15 protein-coding genes are annotated in these 18670 nt (G+C 71.7%); 8 read left to right on the top strand and 7 right to left on the bottom strand.

Features of this window, described 5'->3' with window-relative positions; translation table 11 throughout:
- Positions 1 to 124: 124 nt before the first annotated feature.
- Complete coding sequence (gene uvrA, locus ACIQ5Y_RS19420) at positions 125 to 3088, bottom strand: excinuclease ABC subunit UvrA (RefSeq protein ID WP_403881473.1); 2964 nt, start codon at positions 3086 to 3088, stop codon at positions 125 to 127.
- Between the two features lie 187 nt (positions 3089 to 3275).
- On the opposite strand from uvrA, the gene ACIQ5Y_RS19415 reads away from it, so the two are divergent.
- The 3 genes from ACIQ5Y_RS19415 (at position 3276) to ACIQ5Y_RS19405 (ending at position 6130) form a co-directional block, all read left to right on the top strand.
- Positions 3276 to 3965 (top strand): maleylpyruvate isomerase family mycothiol-dependent enzyme, encoded by a 690-nt coding sequence (locus ACIQ5Y_RS19415; protein ID WP_403881470.1) that lies wholly within the window; start codon positions 3276 to 3278, stop codon positions 3963 to 3965.
- Between the two features lie 9 nt (positions 3966 to 3974).
- Positions 3975 to 4631 carry an MBL fold metallo-hydrolase gene (locus tag ACIQ5Y_RS19410; protein ID WP_403881467.1) on the top strand — a complete coding sequence of 219 codons (657 nt, stop codon included), beginning with the start codon at positions 3975 to 3977 and terminating at the stop codon, positions 4629 to 4631.
- A gap of 182 nt (positions 4632 to 4813) precedes the next feature.
- Positions 4814 to 6130: an MFS transporter gene (locus ACIQ5Y_RS19405; protein ID WP_403881491.1), complete on the top strand. Its 1317-nt coding sequence runs from the start codon at positions 4814 to 4816 to the stop codon at positions 6128 to 6130.
- Positions 6131 to 6141: 11 nt separating this feature from the next.
- Here the strand turns inward: ACIQ5Y_RS19405 and ACIQ5Y_RS19400 are convergent, their stop codons facing one another.
- The 4 genes from ACIQ5Y_RS19400 to uvrB form a co-directional block, all read right to left on the bottom strand.
- Entirely contained in the window at positions 6142 to 7125 is a 984-nt protein-coding gene (locus ACIQ5Y_RS19400; protein WP_403881464.1) for a TerC family protein, read from the bottom strand.
- 232 nt (positions 7126 to 7357) lie between these two features.
- Positions 7358 to 9280, bottom strand: coding sequence for a TerD family protein (locus ACIQ5Y_RS19395; protein WP_403881461.1), 1923 nt, complete (start codon positions 9278 to 9280; stop codon positions 7358 to 7360).
- A 28-nt stretch (positions 9281 to 9308) separates the two neighbouring features.
- Positions 9309 to 9887 carry a TerD family protein gene (locus tag ACIQ5Y_RS19390; RefSeq protein WP_403881458.1) on the bottom strand — a complete coding sequence of 193 codons (579 nt, stop codon included), beginning with the start codon at positions 9885 to 9887 and terminating at the stop codon, positions 9309 to 9311.
- Between the two features lie 90 nt (positions 9888 to 9977).
- Positions 9978 to 12134, bottom strand: a complete 2157-nt coding sequence (gene uvrB / locus ACIQ5Y_RS19385) for an excinuclease ABC subunit UvrB (RefSeq protein WP_403881455.1) — start codon at positions 12132 to 12134, stop codon at positions 9978 to 9980.
- Between the two features lie 264 nt (positions 12135 to 12398).
- On the opposite strand from uvrB, the gene ACIQ5Y_RS19380 reads away from it, so the two are divergent.
- The 3 genes from ACIQ5Y_RS19380 (at position 12399) to ACIQ5Y_RS19370 (ending at position 15371) form a co-directional block, all read left to right on the top strand.
- Positions 12399 to 13319, top strand: coding sequence for a glycerophosphodiester phosphodiesterase (locus ACIQ5Y_RS19380; RefSeq protein WP_403881452.1), 921 nt, complete (start codon positions 12399 to 12401; stop codon positions 13317 to 13319).
- A 35-nt stretch (positions 13320 to 13354) separates the two neighbouring features.
- Complete coding sequence (locus tag ACIQ5Y_RS19375) at positions 13355 to 13927, top strand: methylated-DNA--[protein]-cysteine S-methyltransferase (RefSeq protein ID WP_403881449.1); 573 nt, start codon at positions 13355 to 13357, stop codon at positions 13925 to 13927.
- A gap of 241 nt (positions 13928 to 14168) precedes the next feature.
- Positions 14169 to 15371: an MFS transporter gene (locus tag ACIQ5Y_RS19370; RefSeq protein WP_403881488.1), complete on the top strand. Its 1203-nt coding sequence runs from the start codon at positions 14169 to 14171 to the stop codon at positions 15369 to 15371.
- Here the strand turns inward: ACIQ5Y_RS19370 and ACIQ5Y_RS19365 are convergent.
- Complete coding sequence (locus ACIQ5Y_RS19365) at positions 15365 to 15742, bottom strand: cupin domain-containing protein (protein ID WP_403881446.1); 378 nt, start codon at positions 15740 to 15742, stop codon at positions 15365 to 15367. The two genes, ACIQ5Y_RS19370 and ACIQ5Y_RS19365, sit on opposite strands and share 7 nt — an antisense overlap.
- Before the next feature lie 167 nt (positions 15743 to 15909).
- On the opposite strand from ACIQ5Y_RS19365, the gene ACIQ5Y_RS19360 reads away from it, so the two are divergent.
- Together ACIQ5Y_RS19360 and ACIQ5Y_RS19355 are read left to right on the top strand one after the other, a co-directional pair.
- Complete coding sequence (locus ACIQ5Y_RS19360) at positions 15910 to 16842, top strand: pseudouridine-5'-phosphate glycosidase (RefSeq protein WP_403881443.1); 933 nt, start codon at positions 15910 to 15912, stop codon at positions 16840 to 16842.
- 68 nt (positions 16843 to 16910) lie between these two features.
- Positions 16911 to 17864 carry a carbohydrate kinase family protein gene (locus ACIQ5Y_RS19355; protein ID WP_403881485.1) on the top strand — a complete coding sequence of 318 codons (954 nt, stop codon included), beginning with the start codon at positions 16911 to 16913 and terminating at the stop codon, positions 17862 to 17864.
- On the opposite strand, the gene ACIQ5Y_RS19350 is transcribed toward ACIQ5Y_RS19355, so the two are convergent.
- Positions 17861 to 18526: a hypothetical protein gene (locus tag ACIQ5Y_RS19350; RefSeq protein WP_403881441.1), complete on the bottom strand. Its 666-nt coding sequence runs from the start codon at positions 18524 to 18526 to the stop codon at positions 17861 to 17863. The two genes, ACIQ5Y_RS19355 and ACIQ5Y_RS19350, sit on opposite strands and share 4 nt — an antisense overlap.
- Positions 18527 to 18670 lie beyond the last annotated feature (144 nt).

Raw genomic sequence — 18670 nt, 5'->3', positions numbered from 1 at the left:
CGCTCGCAGGCGCCCGCGAACACCGCGCGGCCGCTGCCGTCCGTGGCGTAGCGCTGGTTCACGTTGACCTTGAGGAGCGGGGTCCGGGGCAGAGCCCCGGCAGTGGCGCGCCGCAGACGAACGGCTACGCCTTGCGGGCCCGCGCAGTCGTCTTCTTCGCCGGGGCGGCCTTCTTGGCGGCGGCGGCCTTCTTGGCCGGAGCCTTCCGCTGGCCGACCACCGCCGGCGCAGCCCCGTCGGAGATGCGGTCCGCCCCCAGGATGTCCCGCAGGAACTTGCCGGTGTGGCTCGCCCCCACCGACGCGACCTGCTCCGGCGTGCCCTCGGCGACGACGAGGCCGCCGCCGTAACCACCCTCCGGACCCATGTCGATGACCCAGTCCGCGGTCTTGATGACGTCCAGGTTGTGCTCGATGACGATCACCGAGTTGCCCTTGTCCACCAGCCCCGACAGGACCTTGATCAGCTTCGAGATGTCCTCGAAGTGCAGACCCGTCGTCGGCTCGTCCAGCACGTACACCGTCCGACCCGTCGACCGCTTCTGCAGCTCGGAGGCCAGCTTCACGCGCTGCGCCTCACCACCCGACAGCGTCGGCGCGGACTGCCCGAGCCGCACGTACCCGAGCCCGACCTCGGTCAGCGTCCGCAGGTGTCGGGCGATCGTCGGTACCGCCTCGAAGAAGTCCAGCGCCTCCTCGATCGGCATGTTCAGGACTTCCGCGATGGACTTGCCCTTGTAGTGGACCTCCAGCGTCTCCCGGTTGTACCGGTCGCCGTGGCAGACCTCGCAAGGGACGTAGACGTCCGGCAGGAAGTTCATCTCGATCTTGATCGTGCCGTCGCCGGAGCAGTTCTCGCACCGGCCGCCCTTCACGTTGAAGGAGAAGCGGCCCGGCAGGTAGCCGCGCACCTTCGCCTCCATCGTCTCCGCGAAGAGCTTGCGCACGTGGTCGAAGACACCGGTGTACGTGGCCGGGTTGGACCGCGGGGTCCGGCCGATCGGCGACTGGTCGACGTGCACGACCTTGTCGACGAGCTCGTCCCCGTCTACCCGCGTGTGCCGCCCCGGCACCGAGCGGGCGCCGTTCAGCTCGCGCGCCAGGTGCGTGTAGAGGATGTCGTTGACCAGCGTCGACTTGCCCGAGCCCGATACGCCGGTCACGGCCGTGAGCACGCCCAGCGGGAAGGACACGTCGATGTCGCGCAGGTTGTTCTCGCGGGCGCCGTGGACGGTGAGCCTGCGCTCCCCGTTCACCGGCCGGCGGACGTCCGGGATCGCGATGGACTTCTTGCCGGACAGGTACTGCCCGGTCATCGACTCGGTGTTCTTCAGCAGCTCCTTCAGAGAGCCGCTGTGCACCACCTTGCCGCCGTGCTCGCCCGCGCCCGGGCCGATGTCCACGACCCAGTCGGCCACCTTGATGGTGTCCTCGTCGTGCTCGACGACGATGAGCGTGTTGCCCATGTCCCGCAGCCGCACCAGGGTCTCGATCAGCCGGTGGTTGTCGCGCTGGTGCAGGCCGATGGAGGGCTCGTCCAGTACGTAGAGCACGCCGACGAGACCGGAGCCGATCTGCGTGGCCAGACGGATGCGCTGGGCCTCGCCGCCCGAAAGGGTGCCGGCGGCGCGGTTCAGCGAGAGGTAGTCCAGGCCGACGTCGACGAGGAAGCGGAGCCGCTCGTTGACCTCCTTCAGGACCCGCTCGGCGATCTTCTTGTCCCGGGCGTCGAGCCGCAGCCGACCGAGGAAGTCCGCGCACTCGCTGATCGACATCGCGGCGACCTCGGCGATGGACTTCTCCATCACCGTCACGGCAAGCACGATCGGCTTGAGGCGGGTCCCCTCACAGGTCGGGCAGGGCACCTCCCGCATGTAGCCCTCGAAGCGCTCGCGGCTGGCGTCGCTCTCGGACTCGGAGTGCCGCCGCTTGACGAAGGGCACGGCGCCCTCGAAGGCCGTGGTGTAGGCGCGCTCGCGCCCGTACCGGTTGCGGTAGCGGACCTCGATCTGCGTCTTGTGGCCGTGGAGCAGGGCCTTCTTGGCCCGGGCCGGCAGCCCGGCCCACGGGATGTCCGTGCGGAAGCCGAGCTCCCCGGCGAGCGCGCCGACCAGCCGCTGGAAGTAGTCCTTGGTGTGGCCGAGGGACCACGGCGAGACCGCGCCCTCGTCCAGGGACTTGTCCTCGTCCGGAACGATCAGCTCCGGGTCCACCTCCATGCGCGTACCGATGCCCGTGCAGTCGGGGCAGGCGCCGAAGGGCGAGTTGAAGGAGAAGGAGCGCGGCTCCAGCTCCTCGAAGGACAGGTCGTCGTACGGGCAGTAGAGGTGCTCGGAGTACATCCGCTCACGCTCGGGGTCGTCCTCGGCGAGGTCGACGAAGTCCAGGATGACCATGCCGCCCGAGAGGCCGAGGGCGGTCTCCACCGAGTCGGTGAGGCGGCGCTTGGCGCTGTCCTTGACGGTGAGGCGGTCGACGACCACCTCGATCGTGTGCTTCTCCTGCTTCTTCAGCGTGGGCGGCTCGGAGAGCTGGATGGTCTCGCCGTCCACCCGGGCCCTGCTGTAGCCCTTGGTCTGGAGGTCGGAGAAGAGGTCGACGAACTCGCCCTTGCGCTCGCGCACCAGCGGCGAGAGCACCTGGAAGCGGCTGCCCTCGGGGAGGGCGAGCACCTTGTCGACGATGGCCTGCGGCGACTGGCGGGAGATCGGGCGCCGGCACTCGGGGCAGTGCGGCTTGCCGATGCGGGCGAAGAGCAGGCGCAGGTAGTCGTAGACCTCGGTGATCGTGCCGACGGTCGAGCGCGGGTTGCGCGAGGTCGACTTCTGGTCGATCGAGACGGCCGGGGAGAGGCCCTCGATGAAGTCCACGTCGGGCTTGTCCATCTGCCCGAGGAACTGGCGGGCGTAGGACGAGAGCGACTCGACGTAGCGGCGCTGGCCCTCGGCGAAGATCGTGTCGAAGGCCAGGGAGGACTTGCCCGACCCGGACAGTCCGGTGAAGACGATGAGCGAGTCGCGGGGCAGGTCGAGCGAGACGTTCTTCAGGTTGTGCTCGCGAGCGCCACGAACGATGAGACGGTCGGTCACGCCGGTCCGCACCTTTCTTGAGAGAGCGGGGGCACAGGTCCCCGTCCCAGGGTATGGGGGGCGCCTCTGCGATGGAGATGCTGTCTTGGACTTCGAGCGTATAGCACGCACATTCGATTTACGGCACTCCTCCGACCTCTTCACCCGATCGTGTGGCGGGAGCCCCTCAGCCACTAGGCTCGCCGTCATGACTGATCATGTGCACGACCTGCGATCTGTACGTGAAGCCACGGACCGACTGCTGACCGCGGTCGCGAAGCTGGACAACGCCGCACTGGCCGAGGAGTCACACCTCCCCGGCTGGACCCGCGGACACATCCTGGCCCACCTCTCGCGCAACGCGGACGCCCTCGTCAACGTCTTCGAGGGCCGCCCGATGTACGAGAGCGCCACCGCCCGCGACGCGGACATCGAGCGCGACGCCGTCCGGCCCCTGGAAGAACAACTGACGGACCTCCGCGATTCCGCGGCCCGCTTCCTCGCCACCACCGAGACCGACCAGGACTGGTCCCGCACCGTCGAGCTGCGGGGCGGCGTCACCGACCTGGCCTCGAACGTGCCGTTCCGCCGCTGGGTCGAGGTCGACCTGCACCACGTCGACCTGAACATCGGCTACGAGCTCGACGACCTCCCGGACGAGTTCACCGAGCGCGAGATCGCCTTCCTCGCCGACCGCTGGTCCGGGCGCCCGGAGGTCCCGCCGGTGACCCTGTCCGACGGCGAGCGGGTCTGGCACACGGGCGGCTCCGAGGGCACCCCCGTGACCCTCGGCGGCCCCGCCGCCGAGCTGCTGGGCTGGCTGGCCGGGCGCGGCCCCAAGGGCGCCCACCTCGCCGTCGAGGCGGGCGACGGCCTTCCCGAGCTCCCCCCGCTCTAGGATCGACTCATGACGTACACCGGAGAGGTCAAGGTCGGCGGTCCGGCCGACGTGCACGAGCTCGCGGACCTGATGATTTCCAAGGTCGCGGTGGGCTCGATGAACAACAACGCCTACCTGCTGCGCTGCCGGGCCACCGACGAGCAGCTCCTGATCGACGCGGCGGCCGAGCCGGACACGCTGCTGCACCTGATCGGCGACGACGGCATCGCGTCCGTCGTCACCACGCACCGGCACGGCGACCACTGGGGCGCGCTCCAGCGGGTCGTCGACGCCACCGGCGCGCGGACCTACGCCGGCGCCCACGACGCGGAGGGCATCCCCGTCCCCACGGACGTCATGGTCCAGGACGGGGACACGATCACCGTCGGACGGGTCACCCTGACCGCCCGGCACCTGGTCGGCCACACGCCCGGCTCGATCGCCCTGATCTACGACGACCCGCACGGGCACGCCCACGTCTTCACCGGGGACTGCCTCTTCCCCGGCGGCGTCGGCAACACCTGGGGCGACCCGAAGGCCTTCGCCAGCCTGATCGACGACGTGCAGCACAAGCTCTTCGAGCAGCTGCCGGACGAGGCCTGGGTCTACCCCGGTCACGGCAACGACACCACCCTCGGCGCCGAGCGGCCGCACCTCGCCGAATGGCGCGAGCGCGGCTGGTAGAGCCCGGCGAAAAGCCCCCGCACCGCGTCAACTCCGCCACGCGGTGCACTCCTTCCGGTCGTCCCCGACCGAACGCACGTCCCGGGCGGCGGGGAAGGGGTAGTTGCTGCACCATGCAACAAGACCCCTCCCCCACCGCGCTTCCCCGAACCGCCACACCCGCCACACCCGCCGGACCCGGCATGCTGCGGCTCGCCTCGGCCTCCCTGGCCGGCACCGCGATCGAGTTCTACGACTTCTTCGTCTACGGAACGGCCGCCGCCCTCGTGCTCGGCCCGCTCTTCTTCCCCGCCTTCTCCCCGCTCGCCGGAACGCTCGCCGCCTTCGGCACCTTCGGCGTCGGCTTCCTCGCGCGCCCGCTCGGCTCCGCGGTCTTCGGCCACATCGGCGACCGCCACGGCCGGCGCCCGGTGCTGCTCGGCTCCCTGTTGCTCACCGGCCTCGCGACGGTGGCGGTGGGCTGCGTGCCGACGTACGCCTCGATCGGCGTGGCGGCGCCGGTACTCCTGCTCCTGCTGCGCTTCCTCCAGGGCCTCGGGCTCGGCGGCGAGTGGGGCGGCGCGGTGCTGCTGACCGCCGAGCACGCGCCCGAGCGGCGGCGCGGCCTGTGGTCGAGCTTCCCGCAGATCGGCCCGCCGGTGGGATTCCTGCTCGCCAACGGAATGATCCTGGCGCTGTCGGCCTCGCTGAGCGAAGCGCAGTTCACCTCGTGGGGCTGGCGGGTGCCCTTCTGGGTGGCCGGGCTGCTGGCGCTGGCCGGGCTGTGGCTGCGCCGCTCGGTGGAGGAGACCCCGCAGTTCCGGGCGCTGACCGAGACCGGCCGCCGGGCCGAGGCCCCCCTCTCCGAGGTGGTGCGCGGGCACTGGCGGCTGCTCCTGCTGACCGGCGGGGCGCTCGGCGTGGGGTACGCCGTCTTCTACGCGGTCACCACCTGGTCCCTCGCGTACGCCACCGGGCAGCTCGGCGTCAGCCGCACTGCGGTGCTGGCCTGCATCATGGCCGCGGTCGCGCTCATGGGCCTGGTGACCCCGCTGCTGGCGGTGGCCGGCGACCGCTTCGGGCGGCGGCCGCTGTGCCTGGCCGGCGCCACGGCCTGCACGCTGTGGATGTTCCCGCTGGTGGCGCTCCTGCGCACGGCCGATCCGCTACTGATGACGCTCGGCTTCGTCGGGGCGCTGCTGGGCATGGTGACGATGTTCGCGGTGGTGGGCGCGTACCTGCCGGAGCTGTACGACCCGCGGATCCGCTGCACGGGCGCGGCCGTCGGCTACAACCTGGGCGGTGTGCTGGGCGGGGCGCTGACCCCGATCGTGGCGACGGCGCTGGCGGACGGCTCCGGTCCGCCGTGGGGCGTCGCGGTGTACCTGAGCGGGATCGCCCTGGTCAGCCTGGGCTGCTTCGCGCTGCTGCCGGAGACCAATCCGGTGGTCGTGGGGAAGCGGGCGGGCGCGGACGCGGGTACGGAGACGGGGGCGGCCGAAGCGGCCGCCCCCGCGTAGCCCTCAAGGGCTCAGGCGTCGATGCTCTCCGGGCGGGCGGCGGCTTCGGCCGCCGCCTGCTTCCTGGAGGCCATCAGGCTGGTGATCGTGGTGATGACCAGGACACCGCAGATGACGCCCAGGGAGACCGGGATCGAGATCTCCGGGACGTGTACGCCGGACTCGTGCAGGGCGTGCAGCACCAGCTTGATGCCGATGAAGCCCAGGATGATCGACAGGCCGTAGCTGAGGTGGACCAGCTTCTCGAGCAGGCCGCCGATGAGGAAGTACAGCTGGCGCAGACCCATCAGCGCGAAGGCGTTGGCCGTGAAGACGATGTACGGGTCCTGGGTCAGGCCGAAGATCGCGGGGATCGAGTCCAGGGCGAACAGCACGTCGGTGGTGCCGATGGCGAGCATGACGACCATCAGCGGGGTCAGTACGCGCTTGCCGTTGTTCACGATGAAGAGCTTGGTGCCGTGGTACTGGTCGGCGACGCCGAACTTCTTCTCGACGGACTTGAGGAGACGGTTCTCCTCGAACTCCTCCTCGTCCTCGTCCTTGCGGGCCTCCTGGATCAGCTTCCACGCGGTGTAGATCAGGAACGCGCCGAAGATGTAGAAGACCCAGGAGAAGCTGGCGATGATCGCGGCGCCGGCCGCGATGAATATCGCGCGCAGCACCAGGGCGATCAGCACACCGACGAGCAGTACGCGCTGCTGGAGGTGGGAGGGCACCGCGAACTTCGCCATGATCAGGACGAAGACGAAGAGGTTGTCGACGCTCAGGGACTTCTCGGTGATGAAACCGGCGAAGAACTCCTGGGAGGCCTGCCCATTGCCGAAGAACCACAGGCCGAGGCCGAAGAGTCCGGCGAGGGCGATCCAGACGACCGTCCAGGTGCCCGCTTCCTTGATCGATACGTCGTGCGGTTTGCGGCCGATGAAGAAATCGGCGCCGATGAGGAGGGACAGACCAAGAATGGTCGCGGCCCACAGGGTCCAGGAAACTTCCACGTCTAACACGCCTCCGGCAGATGGCTCAGCACTTCGTCAGCGTCATCGCTGCCGGAGGTCTCTTCCACCCGGGCGGCCTGGAGGCCGTGGGCCGACGCCCCGGGACAGGTCACTGTCCGTATTGACGGGCACGTCGTAGCAGGAAAGCAGGAATACTCCCCTCCGCAGGCACCAGGGTACCGGCGGAAGGGGGCTTTGGTAAAGGGAACACCAAGGATCGGTCAGTGAAAGGTCATCGGCCGCTCCACCGGGCGGCCGCCACCCGCTCCAGCACCTCTTCGATGACCCTGCTGCCCTGCGGCGGAAGGTTCGGCTCGAAGGTCCACTGGTGGTGCACCCACGGATCGGCGAGGTGGTCGTCGGGAACGGGAGACACCCGCATCAGCGAGCGCCACAGCGGGTCGAGCAGGGGCCCGTAGGCCGAGGCCTCGTCACGGTCCGCGACCATCAGCAGGTGCACGCCCACCGCCGACCCCTCGTCGGCGAGATAGCGCAATTGGGTGACGGCCCGGTCGTCGAACCCGTGCGGGAAGTCGTGCACGATCAGCAGCTGGTCGGCCGTGTCCACGTCCGGCGGCAGGTCCTCGGGGGCGCCGGCCCGCAGGGCCATCTGTACGAGGTCCACGCGCCGGGTCAGCTTCGCCAGCGTCTCGGTGACCCCCGCGGCCCCGGCGGCGGGCGGCGCTGCCAGCACTCCGGCGCGCACCAGCGGCGCCAGGGAGGCGGATCCGGCCCCGGCGGCGTCGATGACGTGCACGGAATACCGGTCGGCGGGGTGCACCGCGAGCAGCCGTACCGCGTAGGCGACGGCCATGTCCATGGCGGCCCGGCGCAGCTTGTCGGCGTCCGTGGCCATCGCGGCCTCGGAGCCGGTGCGGCCGTTGTCGATCCACAGCCCGCGCTCCAGCGGGACCCGGACCAGCATGGGGATCCGCAGGGCGGGCCGCTCGGGCAGGTACAGGTCGCCCAGGCGCAGGGCCAGCGGGGGCTCCTCGGGCAGCCCGGCGGAGCGGCCGGTGTGCCAGACGGGGTTGTCCCAGCGCGCGTACGCGGCCGGCAGCGCCGGCTCGACCACCTCGGACTCGGCGACCAGCTGCGTGAGGTCCCGGTCGAGGACGGCCTGGGCCTGGGCGACGAGCTCGTCGCGACGGGCCCGCGCGGTGTCCCGGGCGGCGTTGCCGGAGCCGCCGATGCGGTGTCGGGGGTCGGACAGTGCCTCGTCGAGCTCGCGGTCCAGGCGGGAGTCGGCGAAGTCCACGGCGCTGCGGTAGGCGGCGACCGCGCGGGCCAGGTCCTCGAACATGCCCCAGACCTGGTTGTACAGGCGCTCCTCCATGGACCAGCCGCTGGCGTCGCCCGCGACGGGCGTCGGGAACTCGCCCGGCTGCTGCGACGGGGCCGGCTGCGGGGCGGGTTCGGGCGGCTGGGTGGTGGTGCGGCGGCGCGGGTGGGCGTAGTTGATCGTGGTGTCGCCGGTGGCGGCCGCGGCGCCGGTGGCGTCGGCCGGGGGCGGCGTCTGCGCGGGCGCGGGGCCCGGCGTACCCGGATACGGGACGCCGGAGACCGGCACCGGGTCGGGGGCGACGGGCACCGGGTCGGACGCCACCGGGGCCGCCACGCTCGCGTGCACACGAGCGGCCAGCTCGGTGGCGGCGGGGGCGGCGAGCCCGTGGTCGGCGAACAGGGCCGCGAGACCGTCCGCGTACCCCTGGCCGACGGCGCGGACCTTCCAGGCGCCTTGGCGCCGGTAGAGCTCCACGGCCACCACGGCGGTCTCGGCGTCCAGCCCGGTCAGGGTGTACTCGGCCAGCTCGGTGCCGTCCGCGCCCGCGACGGCGACGTGCGAGGCCGCGACGGCGCCGAAGCGGGCCGGACCGCCCGGGGGAAGGGAGAGCAGGACGCCGACCCGGTGCACCTCGGCGGCCACCGCGTCGAGGTCGACGGCGAACCGGTGCGAGGAGGCGGACCCGTCGGGCGCCTCCACCCCCGGCAGGGCGCGCGCACCGGGGTGCGCGATCCCGTCCGGACCGGTCACCGCGCCCTGCTCGTTCCCGAGCGTGGCCAGAGCGAGCACCGGTGTGCCCGCCGAGACCGTGATCCGCACCTGGTGTTCGGACAGGGCATGGTTCTGCCCTCGGACCAGTTCGGCCGCCATCGTCCCGTCTCCCCCGTTCCTCTTCGCTTTACAGGTGCGGCAGGATCGCCGGCATCAGGTCCTGGAAGGTCCGGCCGTTGGCCGGGTTGCCCAGGGCCGTCATCTGCCAGCCACCGCCCACGCGCGACACCTTCGCCATGATCTGCGCGGTGTACTGGCCGCCGCCGTCGAGGGTGTAACGGGCCAGTTCCTGGCCGTTGGTCTCGTCGACGATGCGGCAGAACGCGTTCTCCACCTCCTGGAACGTCTGGCCGGTGAAGGAGTTCACCGTGAAGACGATCTGGTCGATGTGCACCGGCACGCGCTGCAGGTCGACGAGGATCGACTCGTCGTCCCCGCCCTGGCCGGCGCCGCCGACCAGGTTGTCACCGGTGTGCTTGACCGAGCCGTCGTCGCTCTGCAGGTGCCGGAAGAAGACGACGTCCACCGGCTGCTTGTCGGCGAAGAGCACCGCCGAGGCATCCAGGTCGATCTCCCGGGTCCGCGAACCGAAGAGCCCGCGGCGCTTCGCCGCCTGCCAGCCGAGGCCCATCCGGACCGCGGTCAGCGTCCCCCCGTCCGACTTCTGCAGACTGATGGCCTGTCCCTTGGTCATGTTGACCGTCACGCGTCGTCCCCTCTCCCATGGCCCGTCCCATTGGACGGGCGCGCAGCATGTACCTGCGGCTGTGACCCAACCCTACTGACACCCTCCGGGTCAGGCGAGGCCCGCTTCCTTCATCTGCCGCAGCTCCTTCTTCAACTCGCCCACCTCGTCGCGGATCCGGGCGGCGACCTCGAACTGGAGCTCGGCGGCCGCACCGCGCATGCGCTCGGTCATCTGCTCGATCAGCGCGGCCAGTTCGGCGGCCGGACGGTCGGTGAGCACCTCGGCCGGCTTGCCGCCCTTGGCCGCCTTCGCACCCTTTCCGGCCTTTGCCGCCTGGCCGGCCTTTCCGCCCAGGGCGGGCACCGGCGCCTTGAGGGCCTTGCCGTCCTTCGTCTGCCGGTAGCCGGTGCCGAGGAGCTCCTCGGTGTCGAGTTCCTCGCGGGCGATCGTGGCGACGATGTCGTTGATCTTCTTGCGCAGCGGCTGCGGGTCGATCCCGTTGGCCGTGTTGTAGGCGACCTGCTTCTCCCGGCGCCGGTTGGTCTCGTCGATGGCCTGCGCCATCGCCGGGGTGATGCTGTCCGCGTACATGTGGACCTGGCCTGAGACGTTGCGCGCGGCGCGGCCGATGGTCTGGATGAGCGAGGTGCCGGAGCGCAGGAAGCCCTGCTTGTCGGCGTCCAGGATCGCCACGAGCGAGACCTCGGGCAGGTCGAGGCCCTCGCGCAGCAGGTTGATGCCGACGAGGACGTCGTACTCGCCGGACCGCAGCTCGCGCAGCAGCTCGATGCGGCGCAGGGTGTCCACGTCGCTGTGCAGGTAGCGGACCTGGATGCCGAGCTCCAGGAAGTAGTCGGTGAGGTCCTCGGCCATCTTCTTGGTGAGGGTGGTGACCAGGACGCGCTCGTCCTTCTCCACCCGCTGCCGGATCTCGTGGACCAGGTCGTCGATCTGGCCCTCGGTGGGCTTGACGACGACCTCGGGGTCGATGAGGCCGGTGGGGCGGATGATCTGCTCGACGAAGCCGTCGCCGCGGGAGAGCTCGTACTTGCCGGGAGTGGCCGACAGGTAGACGGTCTGGCCGACCCGCTCCAGGAACTCCTCCCACTTCAGCGGTCGGTTGTCGAGCGCGGACGGCAGCCGGAAGCCGTGGTCGACCAGGGTCCGCTTGCGCGAGGCGTCGCCCTCGTACATCGCGCCGATCTGGGGCACCGTGACGTGCGACTCGTCGATGACGAGGAGGAAGTCCTCGGGGAAGTAGTCGATGAGGGTGTTGGGCGCGGAGCCGGGCTCGCGGTCGTCCATGTGCAGCGAGTAGTTCTCGATGCCGGAGCAGGACCCGATCTGGCGCATCATCTCCAGGTCGTAGGTGGTGCGCATGCGCAGCCGCTGGGCTTCCAGCATCTTGCCCTGCTTCTCCAGCTCGGCGAGGCGCTCGGCCAGCTCGGCCTCGATGCCGCGGACCGCCTTCTCCATGCGCTCGGGTCCGGCGACGTAGTGGCTGGCGGGGAAGACGTAGAGCTCGCGGTCCTCGCTGATGACCTCGCCGGTCAGCGGGTGCAGGGTGGAGAGGGCCTCGATCTCGTCGCCGAACATCTCGATGCGGACGGCCAGTTCCTCGTAGACCGGGAAGATCTCGATGGTGTCGCCGCGCACCCGGAAGGTGCCGCGGGTGAAGGCCAGGTCGTTGCGCGTGTACTGGATGTCGACGAAGCGGCGCAGCAGCTGGTCCCGGTCGATCTCCTCGCCGACCTTGAGGGAGACCATCCGGTCGACGTACTCCTGTGGGGTACCCAGGCCGTAGATGCAGGACACGGAGGCGACGACGATCACGTCGCGCCGGGTGAGCAGCGAGTTGGTCGCGGAGTGGCGCAGCCGCTCCACCTCCTCGTTGATCGAGGAGTCCTTCTCGATGTAGGTGTCGGACTGCGGTACGTAAGCCTCGGGCTGGTAGTAGTCGTAATACGAGACGAAGTACTCGACCGCGTTGTTCGGCAGGAGCTCGCGGAACTCGTTCGCCAGCTGGGCGGCGAGCGTCTTGTTCGGCGCCATCACCAGGGTGGGGCGCTGGAGCTTCTCGATCATCCAGGCGGTGGTCGCCGACTTTCCGGTGCCGGTCGCGCCCAGCAGGACGACGTCCTTCTCACCTGCACGGATGCGCTTCTCCAGCTCGGCGATGGCCGTCGGCTGGTCGCCGCTGGGCTGGTAGGGACTGACGACCTCGAAAGGCGCCACCGTGCGTTCGATCTTCGATACGGGCCGCATGAGTCAACCGTACGACCCCCCACTGACACTCACGCGCCCGTATAGGGGACGCGCCGCGCGCGGGCGGCGCGGGGGTTCGGCCGACCTCACCCGTTCTGGTCCGTTTGTCGTAGTTCGGTGGCGGCTCGGTGATCTTCAACCCCATGATCGCGGTGAAGGCCCATCGTGAACCGCCGCCAACCGCCGTGAAGTGCATCCCACAACGTCTGCCGCTCCGCACCCGTTTGACGCAGGAACAGGGCTCACGACCCGAGGAGAACGCACATGTACGTCCGCCCCGCCGCCGCGACCGCCGTCGCATTCCTGGGCTTCACCCTCACCCTGCTGGGCGGTACGGCCTCGGCCGCCGCTCCCGGCCCGGGCACCGGCTCCCCCGCCGGCCCCGCCACCCGCCGGGCGGTGGTGGGAGAACCCGTCGTGTACGCCCACCGGGGGGCTTCGGCGTACGCCCCGGAGAACACCCTCGACGCCATCGACCTGGCGAGGCGGCTGGGCTTCGACTGGGTCGAGAACGACGTGCAGCGCACCAAGGACGGCGAGCTCGTGGTGATCCACGACGACACGCTCGCCCGGACCACCGACGTGGAACAGGTCTTCCCCGACCGCAAGCCCTGGAGGGTCAAGGACTTCACGGCGGCCGAGATCGCCCGGCTGGACGCGGGCAGCTGGTTCGGCGAGGAGTACGCGGGAGCCTTCGTGCCGACCCTGCGGGAGTACCTCGACCGGGTGCAGCGCAACCGGCAGCGGCTGCTGCTGGAGATCAAGAAGCCGGAGCTCTACCCGGGGATCGAGGAGCAGACCCTGAAGGTGCTCGGCGAGGCCGGCTGGCTCGACGAGCGCCATGTGACGCAGCGCCTGGTGGTGCAGAGCTTCAGCGCCGACTCCGTACGCATCGTGCACGGGCTGCGCCCGGACCTGGTGACGGCCTTCCTGGGCACCCCGACCGTGGCCGACCTGCCCAAGTACGCCGAGTTCACGGACCGGATCAACCCGTGGCACACCACGATCTCGGCCGACTGGGTCGCCGCGGTGCACGGCCTGCTGGGGGCCCACGGCAAGGCGATGGAGGTGGACACCTGGATCGTCGACGACGCGGCGACCGCCCGGAAGGTGCAGGCGATGGGGGTGGACGGGATCATCACCAACGCCCCGGACGTGGTCCGCGAGGCGGTGGGCGGCTTCTGAGCGGCGCTGTCGGTGGCGGCCCGTACGGTGGAGGCGTGGACAGCACCGAGCGGCCGCGCGGGCCGCACCTCGAATGGACCGTCTTCTCCACCGGCGACACCGGCATCGGGGACCTCCTCCTGGCCGCGACCCCGGTGGGTCTGGTCCGGGTCGAGTTCCACGCCGCGCCGGAGCGGGTCGACGCGATGATCGGCTCGCTCGTCTCCCGGCTCGGCGCGGACGCCCGGCGGCCCGCGCCGGGCGAGGAGGTGCTGCTGGCCGAGGCGATACGTCAACTGACCGCGTACTTCGCCGGTTCGCTGCGGCGCTTCGAGCTGCCGCTGGACTGGCGCCTCAGCTCCGGTTTCAACCGGCAGGTGCTCCAGGAGCTGGACCGCTCCGTCCCGTACGGCGCGGTCGTCGGCTACGGGGAACTGGCCGCCCGCGCGGGTCAGCCGGGAGCCGCGCAGGCGGTGGGCAACGCGATGGGGTCGAATCCGCTGCCGGTGGTCGTGCCGTGCCACCGGGTCGTGGAGAACGACGGGGGCATCGGCGGCTTCGGGGGCGGTGTGGAGACGAAGCGGCGGCTCCTCGCGCTGGAGGGCGTCCTGCCGCAGCCCCTGTTCTGACCTGCACGCCCGTTCCGGCGGCCACCCGCGCTTTTCCGGTTCCCCTCGGCAGTAAGGGGTGGGAAACTGCGGCGGTGACTACTTCTGCCGCCGCACCCGGCCGAACCCCGCGCTCCGTCCCGCCGTCTCGACGGGGGTGTACCGCGTGACCGCGTCCTCCGGCACCGACCGGTCGGCCGAGCCGCTCCTGCGGACCGAGGAGGAGCTGGCCCGGCTGCAGCGGCGCACCTCCGGGGTGCTCATGGCCAGCCAGGTCCTCGGCGGCCTCGGCGTGCCCATCAGCATCGCCCTGGCCCCCGTGCTGGCCACCCAGGTCAGCGGCACCGAGGCCCTGTCCGGTTTCGCCTCCACCGCCGCGGTGATCGGCACCGCCCTGGTCTCGCTCCCGCTCGCCGCCCTGATGACCGCGCGCGGGCGCCGTCCCGGGCTGGTGCTGGGGTACGGCATCGGCGCGGCCGGAGCGGTGCTCGTCGTCCTCGCCGCCACGATCAAGAGCTTCCCGCTGCTCATGCTCGGCATGGCCGCCTTCGGCGCGGCCTCCTCCGCCAACCTCGGGGCCCGGTTCGCCGCCGCCGATCTCGCCGCCCCGGACCGCCGGGCCCGGGCCATCTCGGTCGTCGTCTGGGCCTCCACCCTCGGCGCGGTGCTCGGCCCGAACCTCTCCGCCCCGGCCAGCCGCAGCTTCGCCGGCACCTCCATACCCGAGACGGCGGGCCCGTTCGTGTGGGCCGCCGCCGTCTTCGTACTGACCGGCGCGCTGATCGCCGTACTCCTGCGACCCGACCCGCTGCTGACGGCCCGCGCACTGGCCTCGCCGGAGGAGCAGTCCGGCGAAGGCCGCTCGCTGCGTGCCGGGTTCGCGGCCGTCAAGGCCTCCCCCCGGGCGCGGCTCGCGCTCGTCACCGTCGCGGTCTCGCACACCGTCATGGTCTCGATCATGGTCATGACCCCGATGGACCTGGGCCATCACGGCGCCGGCCTGGAGCTCGTCGGGCTGGTGATCAGCGGCCACATCGCCGGCATGTTCGCCTTCTCGCCCGTCATGGGCTGGCTCGCGGACCGCCTCGGCCGGCTCACCGTGATCGGCCTCGCCGCCGGGCTCCTGTCGTCCGCCGCGCTGCTCGCCGGTACCGCCGGGCCCAGCCACGCCCAGAGCGCGCTCGGCCTGTTCCTGCTCGGCCTGGGCTGGTCAGCCGGCATGGTGTCCGGCTCGGCGCTGCTGACCGACTCGGTCCCGCAGCCCGCGCGGGCCGCCGTACAGGGACTGAGCGACCTCACGATGAACGCCTCCGCGGGCCTGGGCGGCGCGGCCGCCGGCCTGGTCATGTCCCAGGCGGGCTACGGCTGGCTGAACGCCATCGGGGCCGCGCTGCTGCTGCCGCTGGCGGCGCTCGCCCTGTTCACCGCGCGCCGCCATCCCGTCTCCCCGAAGGGCGCTCAGTAGCTGATGTGGTAGGCCTTGCGGAGCGTCTCGTGCACGGTCCAGGTGGTCTTGTCACCCTCCCGCAGGACACAGGCGGACCCGGGGCCCACCTCCAGGGTCGCGCCGCCCTCGACCTCGATGGTGGCGCGGCCGCTGACCACCACGAACAGCTCGTTGGCCTCGATGTCGGTGACCACGCCGGGGGTGATCTGCCAGATCCCGCGCAGCTGCTTGCCGTCCGCCGACTCCCAGAGCACCTTGCCCGTCACGACGGGGTCCCCGGAGACGATCTGGTCGGGGTCGAGGTCATCGGCCTCCAGTTCGGCGTCCGGTACGTCGGGCACGGAGACGGCGAAGGAGGCGGGGGCTGCGGAGTGGTCACTGGTGCTCATGGCGCGCCAGCGTAGTCCGGCCCACCGGGGCGACACGGTGAGCGGAGCGTCCAGGAACGGCCCGCCCGGCGAGTCACCCTGTCCAGTGGGGACGCTGTTCGGACAGCTTGCGGCGGGAGTGGCGGGAGCGCGTTTGGGCGCGCCGATCGCGTGCCATGGATGGGGACATGTCACAGCACACAGCGGTTGAGCTCCCGGTCCTGTCGGAAGAGGTACGTGAGGCACTCGCCCGGCGCAGGCCCGTGGTGGCCCTGGAGTCGACGATCCTCGCGCACGGCCTGCCCCGCCCCCGCAATCTGGCGGTGGGTCTGGAACTGGAGGCGCTGGTCAGATCGGAGGGCGCCGTTCCGGCGACGATCGCGGTCCTGGACGGAGTGGCGTACGCGGGCCTGGACAAGGCGCAGTTGGAGCGGATCGCCGGCGGGGAAGGGGTCCGCAAGCTCGGCCACCGGGATCTGGCACCCGCCCTGGCGGCGGGCGCGACCGGGGCGACGACGGTGTCGGCCACGGCCTTCCTGGCCGCCCGGGCGGGCCTGCGGGTCTTCGCCACGGGCGGGCTCGGAGGCGTCCACCGCGAGTGGGCGCAGACACAGGACGAATCGGCGGACCTGTCGCTGCTGGCCCGGACGCGGATCACGGTGGTGTGCGCGGGCGTGAAGTCGATCCTGGACGTGCCGGCCACGCTGCAGCGGCTGGAGACGCTGGGAGTGGGTGTGCTCGGATACGGGACGGACCGTTTCCCCGGCTTCTACCTGGCCGATTCGGGCGAGCCGGTGGACTGGGCCGTGGAGCGGCCGGAGGAGGTGGCGGCGGTGATGGCGGCCCAGGACGCACTGGGCGGGCCGGAGTCGGCGCTGCTGGTGGCCAATCCGGTGGCGGAGGCGGAGCAGCTGGATCCGGAGCTGCACGACCGGGTGCTGGCGGAGGCGCTCGCGGAGTGCCGGGCGCAGGGCATCACGGGGCAGGCGGTGACGCCGTTCCTGCTGGGGTACCTGGTACGGGCGACGGACGGGGCCTCGCTGGAGGCGAACCTGGCGGCGGTACGGGGCAACGTACGGCTCGGGGCCCGGATCGCGGGGGCCTGGGCGGCCCGGGCGTGACGGGCCCGCTGAGCGGCGCGGGTACGGGCGAAGGCGGGGACGGGAACGGGGGCCAGGACCGGGACCGGGTGAGCGGGAGCGGTCCGGGCGGGGAGGCAGCGGGCGGGCAGGCAGCGGGCGGGCAGGCAGCGGGCGGGGCTTTGCTGGTGGTCGGGGACGTGGTGACGGACGTGGTCGCCGTGCATCCGGAGCCGCTGGCTCCGGCCACCGACACGGCCGCCCACATCCGGACCCTGCCCGGCGGCGCCGGGGCCAACGCGGCCTGCTGGGCGGCCCGCACGGGGGCCTCGGAAGTCCGGCTGCTCGCGCGGGTGGGCGCCGATTCGGCGCGCTGGCACGAGGAGGCCCTGCTCGCGGCGGGGGTACGGCCGCGGCTGGTGGTCGACCCGGACGAGCCGACCGGGACGGTGGTCGCGCTGGTCGGCAAGGACGCGGAGCGGACCTTCCTCACGGACAGCGGTGCCGCGCTGCGGCTCTGCCCCGCCGACTGGACCCCGTCCCTGCTGGACGGGGCGGCCCACCTGCACCTGTCCGGCTACCTGTTCTTCGCCGACAGCAGCCGGGAACTGGCACTGATCGCGCTGCGGGCGGCCCGGGCGCGCGGGGTGCCGGTGAGCGTGGACCCCGCGTCGGCCGGGTTCCTGGCCGCGCTGGGGCCGCGCCGGTTCCTCGACGCGGTGACGGGGGTCGACGTGCTGCTGCCCAACGAGGACGAGGCCCGACTGCTGGCCGGGCTTCCCGAACCGGCGGGGGTGGCCCGTGCGGCGGTGGAACTGAGCCGGCGGGTACCGCTGGTGGTGGTGACCCGGGGCGCGGCGGGAGCCCTGGTCGCCGAGCGGGGCCGGATCACCGCCGAGGTCCCGGCGGAGCCGGCCGGGGCGCTGGACTCCACGGGCGCCGGGGACGCGTTCACCGGCGGCTTCCTGTCGGCCCGGCTCGCGGGCGCGACCCCGGCGGACGCGGCCCGGGCGGGGTGCCGGGCCGCCGCGCGGGCGGTCACCCGGCTGGGCGGGCGCCCTTAGAGCGTGTATTCCTCCTGGCCGAGGGTCTCGATGATGCCCCGGTGGTTCGCGTTGTAGTGGAACACCAGGCCCCTGTTCGGGTGGGCTTCCAGCCACGAGGTGAGCTCATGGAGGGTGATCGGCTTGCTCACGGAACTCGCGACGACGGGGGTCATGGCGGTGATCTTGGCGTCCTCGGCGATCGGGATGAAGGTTTCCTCGCCGACCGTCACGAAGGGAGTCTTGCCGTCCATGACGGCGCAGCCCCAGTTCCCGTGCTTGACGATCAGGTTGGCGGACCCGCCTTCGGGGGTCCAGCGGTAGACGGCGATCTCGTCGTCCGATACCGGCGGCTTGCCGCAGGTGGGGGCGGGAGCGGGAGCGGGCGGCTTCGGCTTGCCGGTCGGAGGGGCGGTCGAGGTCGGGGTCGGCTTCTTCGTGGAGGTCGCGGAGGCGGACGGCGTCGCTCCACCGGGGGTGCCCGTGGCGCCGGCTGTGGCGCCGGCCGTGGCCGACGGGTTCGCCGGGCTCGCGCCGGGGCTCGTACCCGCGGCTCCCGCGGCCCCGCTGCCGTCGTCGCCGTTGCACGCCGTGAGGACCAGGGCCCCGCACAACACCAGCGCGGCGCACGCCTGCCGCCGCAGCCGTCTCGGCCCCGTGACCGCCTTGCCACGTCCGTCCATCGCCGTCCCCCTCTGCCAAGGCACCACCGGGTGGCCTCCGTCGAAGTCTGGCGTCAACGTAGCGCGGGGCTGCGGCCGGGACGATGGCCGGATCCGGTTCGTCGCCGAGCGCAGATGCCCCTGTTACCCATCCCGGACGTCCGG

The sequence above is a fragment of the Streptomyces sp. NPDC096339 genome, assembly GCF_044762985.1.
In the GTDB taxonomy this organism is placed as follows: Bacteria; Actinomycetota; Actinomycetes; order Streptomycetales; family Streptomycetaceae; genus Streptomyces.
This window is presented reverse-complemented; position numbering and strand designations above follow the sequence as displayed.